15 protein-coding genes are annotated in these 16,971 nt (G+C 42.2%); 5 read left to right on the top strand and 10 right to left on the bottom strand.

Features of this window, described 5'->3' with window-relative positions:
* From ACJ751_RS26055 to ACJ751_RS26035, 5 genes are all read right to left on the bottom strand, one after another.
* Nucleotides 1-968 (bottom strand): RagB/SusD family nutrient uptake outer membrane protein (locus ACJ751_RS26055; protein WP_407748463.1); only part of this gene is annotated, 968 nt, incomplete at its 3' end.
* 11 nt (nt 969-979) lie between these two features.
* Nucleotides 980-4,117 carry a TonB-dependent receptor gene (locus ACJ751_RS26050; RefSeq protein WP_407748464.1) on the bottom strand — a complete coding sequence of 1,046 codons (3,138 nt, stop codon included), beginning with the start codon at nt 4,115-4,117 and terminating at the stop codon, nt 980-982.
* Nucleotides 4,118-4,493: 376 nt separating this feature from the next.
* Entirely contained in the window at nt 4,494-5,660 is a 1,167-nt protein-coding gene (locus ACJ751_RS26045; protein ID WP_407748462.1) for a FecR family protein, read from the bottom strand.
* A gap of 94 nt (nt 5,661-5,754) precedes the next feature.
* Nucleotides 5,755-6,336 carry an RNA polymerase sigma factor gene (locus ACJ751_RS26040; RefSeq protein ID WP_407748461.1) on the bottom strand — a complete coding sequence of 194 codons (582 nt, stop codon included), beginning with the start codon at nt 6,334-6,336 and terminating at the stop codon, nt 5,755-5,757.
* A 94-nt stretch (nt 6,337-6,430) separates the two neighbouring features.
* On the bottom strand, nt 6,431-6,790 hold the full coding sequence (locus tag ACJ751_RS26035; protein WP_407748460.1) for a hypothetical protein: 360 nt from the start codon (nt 6,788-6,790) through the stop codon (nt 6,431-6,433).
* Between the two features lie 162 nt (nt 6,791-6,952).
* On the opposite strand from ACJ751_RS26035, the gene ACJ751_RS26030 reads away from it, so the two are divergent.
* Nucleotides 6,953-7,657: a DUF4386 domain-containing protein gene (locus tag ACJ751_RS26030; protein WP_407748459.1), complete on the top strand. Its 705-nt coding sequence runs from the start codon at nt 6,953-6,955 to the stop codon at nt 7,655-7,657.
* Nucleotides 7,658-7,806: 149 nt separating this feature from the next.
* Here the strand turns inward: ACJ751_RS26030 and ACJ751_RS26025 are convergent, their stop codons facing one another.
* Nucleotides 7,807-8,310, bottom strand: a complete 504-nt coding sequence (locus tag ACJ751_RS26025; protein ID WP_407748458.1) for a transposase — start codon at nt 8,308-8,310, stop codon at nt 7,807-7,809.
* A gap of 183 nt (nt 8,311-8,493) precedes the next feature.
* On the opposite strand from ACJ751_RS26025, the gene ACJ751_RS26020 reads away from it, so the two are divergent.
* Nucleotides 8,494-9,201, top strand: coding sequence for a winged helix DNA-binding protein (locus ACJ751_RS26020; protein ID WP_407748457.1), 708 nt, complete (start codon nt 8,494-8,496; stop codon nt 9,199-9,201).
* A 274-nt stretch (nt 9,202-9,475) separates the two neighbouring features.
* Here ACJ751_RS26020 and ACJ751_RS26015 read toward each other — a convergent pair whose 3' ends face one another.
* Both ACJ751_RS26015 and ACJ751_RS26010 read right to left on the bottom strand, forming a co-directional pair.
* Nucleotides 9,476-9,790 (bottom strand): type II toxin-antitoxin system RelE/ParE family toxin, encoded by a 315-nt coding sequence (locus tag ACJ751_RS26015; RefSeq protein WP_407748456.1) that lies wholly within the window; start codon nt 9,788-9,790, stop codon nt 9,476-9,478.
* The gene (locus ACJ751_RS26010) at nt 9,787-10,029 is read right to left on the bottom strand and encodes a type II toxin-antitoxin system ParD family antitoxin (protein ID WP_407748455.1); all 243 of its coding nucleotides are present in this window, start codon (nt 10,027-10,029) and stop codon (nt 9,787-9,789) included. Before ACJ751_RS26010 ends, ACJ751_RS26015 begins: the two co-directional genes overlap by 4 nt.
* Nucleotides 10,030-10,597: 568 nt before the next feature.
* On the opposite strand from ACJ751_RS26010, the gene ACJ751_RS26005 reads away from it, so the two are divergent.
* Nucleotides 10,598-10,987: a DUF1801 domain-containing protein gene (locus tag ACJ751_RS26005; RefSeq protein WP_407748454.1), complete on the top strand. Its 390-nt coding sequence runs from the start codon at nt 10,598-10,600 to the stop codon at nt 10,985-10,987.
* 944 nt (nt 10,988-11,931) lie between these two features.
* On the opposite strand, the gene ACJ751_RS26000 is transcribed toward ACJ751_RS26005, so the two are convergent.
* Entirely contained in the window at nt 11,932-12,726 is a 795-nt protein-coding gene (locus ACJ751_RS26000) for a hypothetical protein (protein ID WP_407748453.1), read from the bottom strand.
* 161 nt (nt 12,727-12,887) lie between these two features.
* Nucleotides 12,888-14,324 (bottom strand): hypothetical protein, encoded by a 1,437-nt coding sequence (locus ACJ751_RS25995; protein ID WP_407748452.1) that lies wholly within the window; start codon nt 14,322-14,324, stop codon nt 12,888-12,890.
* Nucleotides 14,325-14,876: 552 nt separating this feature from the next.
* On the opposite strand from ACJ751_RS25995, the gene ACJ751_RS25990 reads away from it, so the two are divergent.
* Nucleotides 14,877-15,122, top strand: a complete 246-nt coding sequence (locus ACJ751_RS25990; RefSeq protein WP_407748451.1) for a hypothetical protein — start codon at nt 14,877-14,879, stop codon at nt 15,120-15,122.
* A gap of 1,015 nt (nt 15,123-16,137) precedes the next feature.
* A complete protein-coding gene (locus ACJ751_RS25985) occupies nt 16,138-16,491 on the top strand; it encodes a helix-turn-helix domain-containing protein (protein ID WP_407748450.1) in 354 nt (117 codons plus the stop codon).
* Nucleotides 16,492-16,971 lie beyond the last annotated feature (480 nt).

Raw genomic sequence — 16,971 nt, 5'->3', positions numbered from 1 at the left:
TAGGTTTTGTTGTAAAGAGAGGTCATCCATTCCGTGGGCCTGAAGTGGGCAAAGGGCCGTCCGTTTGCCAGGTCGCGTACCATGCCGCTTTGCGTTGTGTAGTCCGCTAAAAAAAGCATGTGACTTCGTTGTCCGCCGGTATTGTTGAGGGGGTCGATGCTGTATTGTGCCGAGAGTAACACCTCTGCATTTTTTTCGCCAGGGCCCTGCACGAATACTGATGCAAAATCCGGTAAGAGCTGCGGGCCCGGGGTACTGATGACCTCGGTGGCCAATTGTGCTGCTTTTGCGTAATCGCCCGTTTGTTTAGCGGCGCCGCCGGCTCTTGTCAGGTAAACTTTTGCCAGCAAATGTTTGGCTGCCGGCAATGTGATCCGCCCCCAATCCGGCGAGGTTTGCGGCAGGTTAGCCACGGCAGCGGTCAGGTCATCAATGATTACCTTGTATACACTATCAATGGGTGAACGGGTGGCAACGCGCGACGTACCCGAGGTCTGCTGAAGCGTGATATACACGGGCCCGTACAGTTGAACCAGGATAAAGTAAGCGTGCGCTCTTAAAAAAAGCGTCTCGCCAAGCCTCGCCTTTTTTAATGTAGCGTCCAGATCAACGTTTGGCGCCCGGTTAATAACAGCGTTGCAGGCGTTAATGGCAGCATACATGGTATTCCAGGGACCAAGAATGACGGCACTTGCAGGGTTGATGTCGTTGTTATAGGTGTCGAAGCCGATCTCACTGGCGCCGTAGGTGTATTCATCCGTTCCCAGCACGGTAAGCCAACCCGGGTTGGTTTGTCCATACCAGCTGCGCAATGAGTTATAGCACCCGTTTACACCTTCCTGCCAGCCGGCGGCTGTATTCAGGTAGTCGTCTGAGATCTGCGAACGAACGTCTTCCTTCAACACTTTTTTACACGAAAGCTGAAGGAGGGATAAACTGATTATTGAGAATACAATCGCTCTTTTCATGATTGCGTTGATTAGAAGTTCACATTTAAGCCCAATAAAAAATTCACATAAGCGGGAACGTCCGTAATCTCAGGATCAATGCCCTTGTTCTTCTGAACGTAGGAAGAGAAAATAAAGGGATTAGTAACGTTTAGGTAAATGCGCACGCCCTGGATCTTAATAGTTTTCAATAGATCCTCCGGAACTGTATAGCCAACGTTCACGTTTCGGATGCGGACAAACGAACCATCAAAATATTGCAGTGTGGACAGGTATAAATTACCCGTTAAACGCGGCTTTGGATAAGCGTTGGTTGGATTGGTTGGCGTCCAGTAATCTACATCCAAACCATTGTAGCGGCCGGCAAGCGTTAGCGTGTTGCTGCCGCCCGTGCCATGCAGCGGGCTTATAATCATGTATCCGGAACTGGCAACCATAAAGATGCCGAGATCAAAATTCTTATATGTGAACCGGTTGTTCAACCCTGCGGTGAGGGGTGGCCTGGTTTTGCCCAGAACCTTCCGATCATCAGGTGTAATTTTGCCATCATCGGTTTGGTCTTTTACTTTAATCATACCGGGCTGTTGTCCAAAGGTGGCGGCAGCCGTTTTCTCATCTGTTTGCCAGATGCCGGTTTTCTCGTAATCGAAGATGGGGTTTAATGCCTGCCCTATGAACCGGAGGTTGCCCAAATCATCTATTTTCCCCTGCGATAATTCCAGTATTTCTTCATGGTTGTAAGCGAAGTTTACATCGGTAGTCCACTCAAAGCCGCTCTTGCGGCTACTCGCCAAGTTTTTTGTTGACAGCGTAAACTCAATGCCTTTGTTCAACGTACTCCCAACGTTCCGAAGCGTCTGGTCGAAACCAGTTGTTCCCGGCAAGGCAAATCCGAGCAGCAGGTCTGTTGTTTTCTCGTTGTAAACTTCCACTGAACCCGCAATACGATTTTGGAAAAACCCAAAATCAATACCGATGTTTGCTTTAGCGGTACGTTCCCATCGCAAGTCAGGATTCACAATGCTGCCGGGCAAACGTCCGGGTGCACGTGTACCGTTAAAATCATACACGGTGGTAGTTAAAATGCCTTGTGTTTGATAAGGATTAATACTCGTATTGCCTACCTGCCCATAGCTCAACCGCAATTTTAAATTGTTCAAAGAATGGAAGCTATTCAGGAATTTTTCATCGCCGATATTCCAGGCAAACGCTCCGGAAGGAAAGAAGCCCCATTTGTGTCCGGGCGCAAAACGCGAGGAGCCGTCTGCACGGCCGGTGAGTGTGAGCAGAAAGCGTCCGTCAAAGCCATAATTGATCCTTGCCATGTAAGATTCAAGACTCCATTTAGCATAGCTGCTACCGTAAGCATTGTTTACGCCCAGACCCAGGTTGTACAATTGCACCGACTCAACCGGCAAGTCGCGAACGCCCACGTTGCTGGCCTCTGTCGTTTGTTCCTGAACGCTGTACAGCCCGGTAAAGTTTACTTTGTGTTTTTTGGCAATCAGTTTATCGTAGGTTATCAGATTTTCCCATGTCCACGAGGTGAGGAAATTTTCACTATTAGAGGCCGTGGCCGTAGCGCCCCTATTGGCCGTGGTAAGCGCCCCGTTAAAACGCCCGTAACGGGAATTTGTAAGATCGGGCCCAAAATTTAAGCGGTACTTAAGCCCACTGGCAATCTCCGCTTCGCCATACAATGTACCCAATAATCGTAAGCGCTTTTCTTTGTCCACCACGGCGCCGGGTTCATAGTTGGTCAGTACGTTCCACATCAGGCCGTCGGGGAAATTGGGTTGTGGGTCTAAGGTGCCGTCGGATCTGTACGGATTTCCGAGCGGCGCTTCAGTGGTTGCGTAGTAGTAAGATCCACTGTTTTGCCCATCGGTGATGCTGTAGCTGCTCAACATTGAAATACCGGCTTTTATCCGTTTGCTCACCGCCTGGTCAAGATTCACCCGCATATTATAGCGGGTGTAGTTCTGCGTTTTGAAATAACCTTTATCGTCATAAAGCCCCAGCGTAAGATTGTAGCGCGTTCCGTTGCTGCCGCCACGGATGCTTACATCATGGTTTTGGGTGAGGCCGTCCTGCACGACCAGTTTTGTCCAATTGGTATTGTTACCGGCGGCTATTCTTTCGAGTTCCTGTTGGGAAAAAATATTCGGGTCGGGTGGAATGGTTCCGTCAGCCAGCCGGTTGGCCTCGCGTCGTAAAGCAATATACTGCTGCGCATCCATTACATCGGCCTGTCGCGTTACTTTAGTTACACCCAGGTAGGCGTTGTAGCTAACATTCACCCGTCCTTCACGGCCTCTTTTCGTTGTGATGATGACAACGCCGTTCGCCCCTCTTGCACCATAGATAGCAGTTGCGGAAGCATCCTTTAAAATGTCCATTGATTCGATATCGTTGGGATTGATGTCGGACAGGCCATTTTCAACCGGTGTGCCATCAATGACGTACAGCGGATCGTTTCCGGAGTTGATGGACCGCGTGCCCCGGATCCGTATGGTGGGTTGTGCACCCGGGCGGTTAGATGTCTGCGTAACGTATACTCCTGCTACCCTTCCCTGCAACAGTTGCTGCGTGTTGGTAACCGGAACTTCCCGCAACGTTTTTTCGCTAAGGGATGACACCGCACCGGTAATGTCTTTTCGCTTTTGCGCACCGTAACCCACTACCACAACCGCATTTAACGAGGCATCCAGGGGTTTAAGGCTTACGTTGAACTGCCTTCTTTCGTCAACGACGATTTCCTGGGATTGATAGCCTACAAAACTGAAGACAAGCGTGGCGCCCGGACGCACTGTTATCGCAAACTCACCCTTATTGTTTACAACCGAAGCGCCTTCACCATCTTTTACCCCGATCGTTACACCTGCAAGTGGATCACCCGTCTCGTTTTTTACGGTTCCTGAGATGGCGACCGGCAAAACGCTGACGTTGTTTGTAGGCGACATACTGGCTTTGGGGGTTGATCTTTCTTTTATCGTTATGATCTTGTTTCCAATGATCTCATAGGTGAGCGGCTGGTTTTGAAAAATTACATCCAACACTTGTTCCAGCGAAGCGTTGCTAATGGAAACGGTTACAGGTTTGCTTATCTGCAGTAAGCTGTCTGAGTAAAAGACAGTATAACCGCTTTGCTTCTTAATATTGTCCAGCACTTTTTTCAACTAGGCATTGCTTTCCCTTATAGTGATAGGTTGTGCCTGTTGCGCAAGGCCGTGCAGGTTGGCGAACAGCCCTAACACAAGCAGTGTCAAAAAAACAGGGATGTTGTTATACGGTAAATGGCCGCTTTTTTTCCCACAGTCAGATCGGCTACCCGGGAGAGGTATTTGGCAAACAATCAATTTCATCAAGCAGTTTTTAAAAGTAAAAAGGTGAGAACGGTAACTATCATGAGCGACCGGCTTCATTATATAGTCATTCAACAAAGCCTGATCCCTACACAAGGGGATAATTTTTTTGGGAGGAGTTTCATCCCAGGCATTCACGCCGCGGGCTTTCGTTGCGTTGTTGCATAAGGAGCTGCTTTCCTCAAGGTTCGAGGACAAGCCGTTTGTTCGCAGCGTTCAGCGTTGCTTTTATTTTGTTCACCTCCAGCAGCGTTACAATCTCTGAGAGGTTTGCCGTTCGCGGAATATCTCCGGTGAACGTTCGGTGGGGCATCGGTCCTTTATACTCAACGGTTATGTCGTACCATCGTTCAAGGCTTCGCATCAATGTCTCGATATCGGCGCCATTAAAAACCTGCCTGCCGTTTTTCCAGGCCGTTGCAGATTCGGTATCGGCATCAGGTATGAATTTCAGCCGGTCGCCGGGAAATAACTGGCTTTGCTGACCCGGTTTCAATAAAAGTTCATTACGGCCTTTTATAAATTTCACCGAGCCTTCGAGTAAAGTCGTCTGTAAACTGGGTTCATTCGTATAGGCCATGATGTTGAAGTGCGTTCCCAAAACCTGAACGGCGGCATCGTTCACGTGAACGATAAAAGGTTTTGACGCATCTTTCGCCACTTCGCAGTATACTTCTCCGGTTACGTCAATTTCCCGGGTTCTGCCATTAAAAGCGGTAGGAAATTTCACTGAACTTTCTGCATTCATCCAAATGACTGTTCCATCGGAGAGTATCAATTGCTGTTGCCGCGCTCTCGGTGTTGAGAGTGTATTGTAGCCAATAGTACCGGGTGCCCAGTTTGCCGCATGGGCAAAACTTATGGTTCCGTTTATTTTCATGACGTTGTTTCCGGCATCATTCAACAACCGTCCGTTTTTAGCCGTATCCAGTACAATCACATTCCCGTTGGCAAGCGTAAGCATCGCCCCATTCGAGCCCGGTTGGATGTCGTTTACAGGCGTTTTTACAGGTGTTGCAGCAACCGGATTGGGGACAGGTTTGTTTTGCACCAACTTGTAGGCTCCCAGCACCACGATCAATATAGCCGCCGCTGCCGCTACACCGCGCAAAACTTTTGTTCGAAGCGGAACAATCCTGCCCCGCTTTTCCATGATGAGCGCCAGCAATTTTTTCCGGTGTTCCTCCCGGTCAGCCGCCCATTCAAAAGGCACTTCCACTTTATCGTCTGCAGACAAGCTGTTGTACCAATCGGCATACTCCTGCTCTTCCCCGGGTGTGATGGTTCCATTCAGCCATTTTTCAGCCAGTATTGCATATCGGTCATTTGAATTGTTCGCTGCAGCCATAACGTCTTACTTATAAAAAAGTCAACCAGGAGATACAAAACCCTATATCCATTGCAAAATATATTTACGGAGACTGCCAGCAACTCCGGCCAGATCAAAGAAAAATAGAAAACAAAAGGGAAAACAATTGATTGATGGCCGAACGCAATGCCTTCATGGCTCTTGCCAGGTTTGCTTCAACCGCTTTTTCTGAAATATTCAACCGATCGGCAATTTGCTTCTGTGAAAGTCCTGTTTCATTCTTTAGCTCATAGGTGATGCGGCATCGTTCCGGAAGTTTCGATACCAACGCTGAGAGTCGCTGCCGCAGTTCCTGGAACTGCACCCATTCTTCCGTTGTGTTACGCTGTAGATTGGCGGTTAACCCGGCTTCTTTTAAATGCTTTTCCGTTCGCATTAGCCTAACTTGTGCGTTAATGACTTTATATTTCATGCTAACGGCCAGGTAGCTTTCGAGACTGCCGGTTATGTTCAACTCTGCCCGCCGGTTCCAAAGGTCTAAAAAAATATCCTGCACCAATTCCTCCGCAACGGCAAGGCTGCGCAGTTTTATACTGCCTAAAAACAACAACTTCTCCCAATAACGGTTATAGATCTCGGTAAAGGCTTTTTCATCACCTTTTGATAGCAAAGGCAAGAGTTCGGAATCACTAATATTGTAGCTGCGCTGGGGCATTGGTCACATGGCAAACGTTGGGTAAATATATAAAATCCCCGCAATTGGTGAACCAATTAGTAAATTTCTGGATTTATACCCCTTCTTCTCGTATTTATCTAGACAAAAAATTTCCCGGAAGCCGTAAGCCTTCTTCACCCGACACGACTTTTTGCATAACCTTTTGAAGCCCTTTGGGAATCAGGTCGATTTCCGTCTGAGTAAGCTGTTGTAGCAGCTCAATGAATTCATCTTCGTCATCATAGTATCCGAACTGCAATACCCATCTGTTATCAGATAGAAACCGGAGTGCCATCTCCTTGTCCTCTTCATAAACATGCACTTTTATTACAGCCCACTGTTCTTCTCCCTCATCCTCAAAGTAAACATCTACGGTATCTTTACTCAATACTTCTGTCACGATCTTCTCCACCAGGGAGCCAGGATGCTTTTTTAACAGTTCTTCGTATGTCATGTTTTTTGCCAAAGTTGTTACAAAGATAATGAGTACCGGGATTCGCTCATTTTAAACTTTAAGCCCAATGTTCACTTAGTTATTTGTATTTAACTTGTGCATGGGCTGAGCTTTGGCTCCCGACAGGGACTAATTCAAAACCAACAATTGAAAATAGTGCTTATGACAAAAAATCACGCAAACCTGATTTCACTAAAAACTGCTGCCCTGATATCTGGATCATGTTTACTACTAATGGTTATTGCGGCTCCTATTGCGGAAATGTATGCATATCCAAAACTTGTTAACCGTGGAAGTTTAAGCGATACTATTATCCACCTTTCAAATAACCGGGGATTATTCAACCTCGTCATTCTTGGCTATCTGCTTACATTTATTTTAGATATTGTTGTTTCCTGGTCATTATACGTGTACTTAAAACCAGTAAATCGAGACGTCTCTCTATTGACCGCTTTGTTTAGGATTGTTTACTCAATCATTGCGCTTGTCGCTTTGTTAAATCTTGTTAGCGTCTATCGGATTGTGTATGGGTCTACAGTTTTCGATTTTGATGGTCACGACAAAGATTTGCAGATTGCTCATTATGTGAATGCCTTTAAATCGCAATGGTACTTCGGGTTAGTATTTTTTAGCTTGCATCTCGTTCTTCTTGGAATTTTAGTGATAAAGTCTTCCTATGTGCCTAAACTATTAGGGGTATTATTAATTATTACAGGAATAGGATATTCTCTTACCACTTTCAAGCCCTTTTTATTTCCAAACACTAATATTGACTTTGCTTCTTTTACCTTCTATGGTGAGATTATCTTTATGCTATGGCTTTTGATAAAAGGATGGAGGATGAAAGGTATTGATAGTGGATATTGACAACGCACAACACCTAACTCATTCCAGATTGTAGTTGATTAGCTAAAGCAAATGAAATTAGATAAACGACTTATTGTTCGTTAATCGGATATGATAAAAATGGTTTTTTTCGGGTCACAACAGCTTAAACCTTCATAACAGTTATAATTTTAAAGGCGAAAATTTGATAATTTAAAACATAAAGGAATAAGTCCAATTGCAACTGCGATAAAAATTGCTACACGAATGTAGTTGAGTGTTTGCCAAAGAGACGTTTTATTGACTAAGTCTTTTACCGAGGAATGTGATTCAACTATTTTCTGGAAATTTATAATGTTTGGTGCAAAAAAGGCAAGGGTCCAAACTCTCACTCCAAAGTGAATGGCGAACAAAATCAGCAACCAGTTTCTGGCAAAGTCAATTCGCCAACAAAATATGATCGCAAGTATGAAAGTAATCTCATGTAATGAATGAAAAATTATCCAAAAATTTTTCAAACTTGCTCCACGTCCTTCCAATAATAGCTTGAAATTAACAGGTGGGGAATCTATCCATTTAGGGACGAATACAAGGGTTTCAAAAATTTGCGCCCCGTTCATAAGAAAATAGATAAGTGTTGTGATATAAAGCCATAACTCGGCTCTCCAAAGGTAACTTGCTGTTATATTATCCATTTGTGTTTTACATTAATTGAAAGAATCTTATTCAAAAGGAGATATTAATCATTTAATAACATTTCATCGCATTCGTCATATTTTCATTATTAAAATAACTTTTTCGATGTAAATGTATTCAAAAAGTCATTCCCCCAACATTTTATTCATTTTTCATTACATTTATATCGAATTCGATATATTATGAGTGAACTTGTAAAGCTAATTTGTGCCTGGGAAGAATATGCTCAGAAGAACATAACAGTATCCGCAATGGAATTTTGTATGTATTTTTTGGCAAAAGAAAATAATAGTCAATTATTCAGTGGACTGACTCCCCCTGATCTGGATACCGTATTTGCAAAGCTGATAGGAAGGCTTGCGGGTATGCAAACGGTTTATTCAAAAATGGCATTGCAGGATATACCTGGATTTGAATTAGAATGGTTCTATTTTCTAAACTCCATCTACCATTTAAAAGAAGTACAGAAAACGCAGATTATACAATACAATTTCACAGAGCAAACCACCGGTATTGATACGCTTAATAAATTGAAAAAGCTAGGATATATAGCAGAGAAAAATGATCCGGATGATAAGAGAGCAAAACTTGTTAGCATAACAAATGCAGGTGAAAAAATCCTATTTAAATTATATCAGCTTTTATACAGACCCACTCTGTTGATGTATAATGGCATAGATCAAAAAGACAAACAAGTTGTCATTAACATCCTAAAAGACACCGAACATAAGCACCAGGAATTATTATCAAATTCCAAGAACAAATCTATAGATGATCTTCTCTTAGAAGCATTGGGGGAGGAAAAGATTGCACAAATAGAACAGGAACAGAAAAATAGAATCGCTCAGTTTTCGAACTCAAAAAATCAACGACGTGGACCTAAAAAATAAAATAGAAGAGAAATTGGCTGAATGCTTTCTGGACCAGACCAATTAACCAGCATCATTCTTAATAGTACTCACCGTTTCCGAGGTATTTGATGGCAGGTACGCACTACTAAACCAATGTGGAAATACATACATAAAAGCCGTGGAATTGATCTGGAGCAAGATATATTTCAGATTCTTCTTTTATTCGATAATGGAGTTAGTAAGTATGCCGGGAAGGTATACTTCATTTAAAGATTTCTTTTGGGGTTATGTAAACTTCACACTAAAAGACGCCTTAGCGGATCTGCACAGTCACCAGCCGATTGTCAATATCCATTCGTTCATGTAGAATTCTAATAATTTCAACAACATCATTAACGACCCGGTAAAATATTAAATGAGATTTGACTTTTGATGCCCAGTACCCTTTTCGCACATGACTCATAGATTTACCTGCATCTACATTCCTGCAAATGAAATTTATTTCATCAAAAATCAATGAATAGTACCGATCTGCCTGATCAATAGACCACTTTTCAACAGTATAAGCCCATATTTCTTCAAGGTCAGAAACTGCCTTTTTACTAATGACATAAGGCAGCGATTTCATTTGATTTTATTATGCAGTTTTTTTAAATGAGCTTTTGGATCGAAGTTCTTTTCGAATCCACTTGTTTCTCCCGTGGCAAGGGCCTTATTAAGCTGTTTCTTTTTAGATTCTTCTGATTCAAGAAGCCTTAAAGCTGTTCTGACTACTTCACTGGCGGAGCTATAACGACCGGAAGATACTTCGTTATTAATGAACTCTTCAAAATGTTCACCCAGCAGAATGGAAGTATTACGTCCCATATTATTTATTTTCCATAAAAATACCAATTCTTGGTATTTTTTCCAAACGTCCTATTCTACAAAAATCAGGGATTGATTATCCATAGATATATGAAAACCCTTGATAAACAAGGCTTACTGTCCGGAACTTATCGCACATTAAAAGGTAGTGCTGCCGTTGATTAGTTCTTCAGTTAAATAATTATTTCTAGCGGATTCGAACCAGTAAACAGTTCATTCTAAGGGCATAAAGAATCTTCGAAAGAACAATTTGATTGCATTAAACACAAAACCCGCTACAGGAGCGGCTTTTTTACAATTTCGTGGAGTCCGCCGGCAGATTGTCGAACCAATTAAATGAATTATTTAAGCGTATGAATGTTGAAATACAATTGATAGATAAATATCGACAATCTCCTGGTAAGGATTGTATTCCAAAACCTTATCTTCAATGTGACGTTTAAGAAGCAAGCCTGATCTTATTTTGACAATTGGCTAACTTTCGATTTTTTTTAACAGTTGGATCTAAGCTAAAGGTTTTAACGCTGGTTAGAACCGTTTTACCATGAGCCTCTAAAAATATAGCTCGATGAAAATTAGAAACCTTGTTGATCTGTTTGCTATTCTTCCTGAAGACGAAAAAATAATTACAGATGTTTTGCGACAGATAATTATTGAAACTCTCCCTGGCTATTGCAAAGAGAAAATATCATACAATGTTCCATTTTTTTATGGCAACAAAGGCATATGTATTATTTGGCCATCAACCGTTCCGAGAGGAGGTATAAAAAAAGGGGTTCTATTAGGTTTTTGGTATGGGTATAAATTAAATGATTACGATCGCTTTTTGTCTCATGGAACTAACAAGCAAATTTTTTATAAAATCTACCACACGCCAGAAGAGATTGATGATAAGCCAATAAAAAAACTTTTAAAAGAAGCGATCAAATTAGATAGCACTTTCAAAAAAATATCCTAAGCTGTACGTTGGTCGGCTATCATCTTTGTGAAGTCCGCGGGTGAATATTGTGCTATAGCTTCACAGGAATGTTATTTGACAACTGCTGCTTGTTTTTTGACAACTCCGACACGTTAAATGATAACTCCGGCATGTTAAATGACAACTCCGGCATGTTGAATGAAATAACAAGCATGTTTTTTGACAACTCTGGCATGTCAGATGACATAACCAGGACATTGGAAAGTGAAAACGAATTGGTCTCATACAAAATCGAATTGCTCTGTGGTCAAAGCAAACAGATCAATATCAAAAACGAATCGGTAATAGCCCTCATCCGATTTGCGAAAGCCCTCACCCGATTCGCTGAGGCATCCAAGTGATTTGTTATAGCACTCACACGATTCGCGGAAGCTGCCAACTGATTTGTTGTAGCTACAAACCGATTCGCGGAAGCTACCAGCCAACTTTTGTTATGAAAAAGCAAGCAGGTGGTCATCTGAAAACAAATTGTTGGAGTCTGGAATTGAATGATGGGCCTTCAAACCCGAATGAGGAAGGCCCGGTTTGAACTGCGGAGGCGAGAAATCGAAATGCGGAGGCTTTCCGCAATCCGGACCAGGGTATCACCTGGCTGGAGGAGCAATAAATGAATGAGTGGTAGTTATAATCAGATTGATGGCGTCATTAAATGAATGGGGCACAGGAGTAAATTGAATGAGGGATACGGCATTCGAGTTGTTAAGCCATTATATCCTTAGGAGAGATCATCAAAACCGAACGGCAGAACCTCAGAATTGGATTACGGTGGAACAACCTCAGTTATTCGCAGAAGAAATGCGGGCAGCATCTAAATCATTACGAGAATTAGCAAAAGCAGGTGATGCATTTAAGCCCACCACCTGCTTTTTTTGGGGCATATCATTTTTGACAGTCCGCTTTTTTATTTTCAATCCATAATAAACTTAACCCATTGTAATATATTCTTCCCAGCCTGGTGCCGGCATATCTGAATCAAGATTAGGACAATTTGAGGGACATGGTAATCCGCCATCAGCAATAGGTGCTTTAACGATTTCATCATCGCCCCTTTTGTACTCCCTGATGTTGTTGTTACGGGCATCCACGGCCACAAAAACAAAAGTCTGCGTGTTATTATCAGTATATGCATTAAACACACGAATTCCTTCACAACCAGGAACTGCCAGCAACTGGTCGAATATTTCCCTGCCATATAAAATTGATCTTACGGCTTCTGGCTCTTTGCCTTGCCAGTTTTCTACCAATTCCGTGGCTTTTTTACGTGAAATTAATTCGCCCACGTCAGCTATTTTGGTGGGGACGCCATTTTTTTTTGCGACAATATACGTTTCCCAACTGGGTGATTCAATGTCAGTAGCCGGGGCAGGACAATAGGTAGGACATGGCAATCCGCCATCTGCAATTGGCGCTTCTCTAACCACAATACCTTCGGGTGTGGTGATGGAGTAATTCAGGATGTTCTGATTTTTTTCACCAACAGGAACAAATACTAACGCCTGCTGGCTATTATCATCCAACCCGTTAAAAACCCGGATGGCCACACAGCCAGGCACCTGGAGTAATTGTTCAAATACCTTTCGGCCATATAGGAACGATTTAACGGCTTCCGGCTCTTGGTTTTGCCAGGCCTCGATCATTTCCTTTGCCGTTTCGAGCGAAATCAAGCTACCAATGGTGCGGATCTCTTTTAGGGCGGTTTTTCTTTCTTGCATTTGCATACAATAATGTTTAATGAATAAAAATTGATTTTAATGATCTCATATTGTAACAGGTTAAGAGGGACCAGAAAACACATAAGTAGCTAGATTGTGTTTCTGCTATCAATTAGCTCAGCATATTCAACTGAGTGGGGCATGTGATTATTAACTTCCTACCCTATTTAATGACCTCCTACAATTATTGGCTGACTACTCCATTCATCTATATTACGAATGCGGAGTATGTACATGTCCGCCGGCAGATTACTAACGTTGATAGTCGTATTCTTTGTACCAGCGGGGAATTTGATTATCTTCTTAATGTTATTGAGTTTGTCAATGATCATAATTTCACTGATCTCTGTTGATTTACTTGTTTTCGCGGCCATTTCACTTATTACCGAAGGAACACTGACATTGAGAATATTACTGGCAGGGCTCGGTGAAACCGCAAAAAGCGTATGTCCTTTAACATTGACCGTTTTGGTGGCGTGTATTTTAGTACCACAAGTGGCCGTACTACCACTTACATCCACCGCTACCTGGGTGGTATACGCAACCTCATCGATATAGAATTGCACGAATATACTGTTAGTACCAGCACCCGAAATAATAGTACCACCAGGATACCAGGTATAGGTAGCGCCTGTTATTGCAGGATTAGCTACAAACGAAACTGGCTTTGATATAACGTTAGCAGGGCCGCTAATCACTATCCCCACTGGACCTACCGTCAATCCAGCGGAAGCGGCAGGCGTTTGACCACAATCGGTTTGCGCTGTTACTGTTACCATTCCTCCTGTACTGGTAGTGGCTCCTGCCGATAAAGTAACGCTGTTACCTCCATTTGCAGCGCTGACAGTCAAAGGCGAAGCCTGGCCATTAATAAGCACGCCGGCATTACTGGCCGTCCATACGTAACTGGTAGCATTATCAACCGGACTTACCGCAAAAACAGCTGTTGAATTGGTACAGATGTTTAGCGGTTTAGCTGTAAATACGGGTGCAGCCAATGTACTTAACGACCGGGTTATTGTATATGTTTCTGAGTTAGCCTGAGAACCTGGACACAGCGTATTATTCACAACTACCGATACTACACCGGCAATCGAATTATTAATATTATAGGTAATCGAGGTCTCTTTACCCTGTGTTGTGGAAGGACCACCGGCTATTGGCCATCCCGCATTATTACTCCAGGTAGGCGTGCCCTCCATCGCACCCATATCAAAGAAGAAAGTCTGATTTCCTCTTGAAACACAGGGTACATCTCTGGTTGTACCGGTGCCGTATCCAACAGTATTTACTGTTACATTCATCGCCGCCACATCTGCAACACTTCCACATGCATACCCAACACTAAGGCGATAAACTGCGGCAACCTTATGTGCCGGAAATACGTAGTCGATAGTGTTTCCGCTTTGTGCGGCAACGTATACATTATCAGGCCCTGTAACGCCCTGGAATGTAAAACTACAGTCTGCCGTCGATGTCGGCTTAAAAGTGAAACGAACGGGTACATTGGGACAAACAACAGAAGGACCTGAAATGCTTTGTGCAAATAACGGCAATTGAAAGAGTATGCAGCATAACATGCATGCATAGGTAATAATTCTCATAAAATTAATGGCTTAAATATAAAAAAAGAATTGATGTAGATGTACCTGAAAAGTATATTACAAGTCAGATACAATCCCGTCCCATCCTCTTCGAAATTCTATTGTGTGTATCGGCCTACAGGGCTGCTTTGTCCCAAAAGCTTTTTACGTTTAATAATAAATGGTATGCAAACATACTTCGGTTTTCTATCGATAAAAGCCGGACTTTGTAACTGCGTCGAAATTGACTAAAAGCGTGCATTTTTAACCTAAATGCGTACATTGCTGTGTAAGGGATTAATGCAAAAACGAAGGAAATTATTTTTTTTCGACACCAGGAGCCAACTCAAAATGGCATGTTATTCACGCAGGTAACCAACCAGGAAATGAACAGAAGTCTGAAAATAATCGGTGAAATAAGCGCATCTGCAAAAACCAATCCTTTTATCTGGCACGCAACACCTTTGCGGGCTTGAATTGGGCACCTGGATTTTTGTAAAGGTGGTTACCTCGTCCTCTGTAAAAGGCGGACAGCTTACAGCTATTTCGAATAATGAGAAACTATTCAAATCAATGGAATTGATATTGAAAAATGCAAACAAAACTGATGGGCACGACAAGGCAACTGAGTTTAAAAAACTAAAGCAGGAACTGGAAGTCTATCAAAAAAGATTAGAAAATGCACAGCTATTAATGTTAGATGGCAGAATTGATACAGGTGATTACAGAAATATTAAAGGTAGAATTGAACCGGAGATCGAAAGGTTGGCCAGGCAAATAGCCAGCTTTGAACAAAAAGACCCTGAAAAGATAAAATGATTGAATACGGCTTTTTCTTTTTGCGTCATCTTAATGTGCTGGTTGATTTCGCTACGCCGGAAGAGAAGTTTCAGTTCCTTGGTTCGACCTTTACGGAGAAGTTTCATTTTAAAGACGGAAAAGTTCGAACCAATTCTGATAACCCGATCGTTCAGGCGTTTTTCACGACGGCGCTATCACTAAAATAAAAAACGGCAGCGAAACCTTATTTTCACTGCCGTCCGGTGGAGGTGGGGGGAGTACAGGCGAACCCCTGATCGATTTACTTATTTTTATAAAACTGATAAAATCCGCTTAGAATCAATATCTTAAGTTAGTTATTCTTTAAAATACTTAGGTTCGCATATTCACAACTATTACAATCAGTTGCCCACACAATCGCCCAGGTTTTAAAAAAACTTGGTGGCAGGAGAACAACGACTTAACGCCTGCTCATAAACTTGACACTACAAACGTCGCTATTTTTCAATACGTTGTACGGTCTTCTTTGACAACGCTGCATGATTGGCAAGACTTTCCTGGGGCAAACCAGCATTCTCCCGAAGTCTACTTGAGTGAGTTCCGATGCCCTTGGTTTTTGAAAAAGTTTTTCACCGAAGTAATAAATGTAAACTTCTTACGCATACACTGAAACAGATTCAACATTAACACCTAACAGATATTACTTTTTAACCTGTCGAATAAAAAGGGCACCTGTAATTATCTGCGAAAGGGATGTAAATCTCATCAAGAAAGATGGTAACGGCTCAGCAATTTTGTGCAGGAAATGACCTGGGAAGCTGATTGGTTTTCGACTTGCAAATAAAAATTGCATACCCAATAAAGGTTAAAGCCGAAATTTTGTTTCCATAATAGGATAGTGCAGTGTTCAAAAACTGGCTTAATTTTAATCACCTATCTCATCTGAATGTTTACTGAATGTTTGCTTTCTCCATTTTCTAGCAAAAGGTATATATAGTGTAAGCTGCAGTTTATTCAGCGAAAGCATTATTTATAACAGTAAACCTTACCTGTCATGATCAGTGAACAATTAACAATCTACAATGCTGCAATTGCTATAAAAGAATACATTGATGCCAACCCACTCAGTAAAGACACGCCTTCGGATCTTGCTGCGAAATTCAAGGTTGAGCGCCATAAAGTGCTACCGGCCTTCAAGGATCTCACTGGTGACACAATCAAGCATTATCAGTTGAAAAAAATAATGAATACCGCATCTCATATGCTGTTATCAGGGGTGCAGGTAAAAGAAGTGGCTATTGAATGCGGCTATTCGAAATATCATAATAATTTTACTCGAGGCTTTAAAAAAGTATTTAAAATGGGGCCTGATGAGTGGCTCCGAATGAAATTACTTGAGAAAAAATAAAGATCATAAGCATTTCAAATATTTTAAGGATAGCAATATATCCTATATGTTTAGTAGGATATTCCTAAATTGCTATTGAATTTGAAACAAGGGTAATGAAGGCCATAATTGGAACCGGTTTTCAGCTTAAATGATTCTGTTACAACTATTTCTTGTTACGTAGGCTGAAAATATTCCTATAAAGCTTATGATAACACATGCTCGTAATCTGGGAACCAGTGGCGCCTTACTGACAGTTTATTAATTGAAAGCAAACGAAGGCTAATATCAGAGGATGAGATATCAATAAGAACTAACCAGCAATAAATGTGGTACTTCAAAAATATAAATAATGGTAAAACAGGACGTTAACAGCGTGCCATCTTAAAACCTTATACTACCATGAAACAACGAGTAATCTTAGCTGCCAACCATTCAATTACTTCATCGGCTTTTTACAAAATAGCCTTTTTCACACCAGCATATTGCTGCTGTTGTTGT

Source organism: Niastella sp. (assembly GCF_045805085.1).
Taxonomy (GTDB): Bacteria; Bacteroidota; Bacteroidia; order Chitinophagales; family Chitinophagaceae; genus Niastella.
This window is presented reverse-complemented; position numbering and strand designations above follow the sequence as displayed.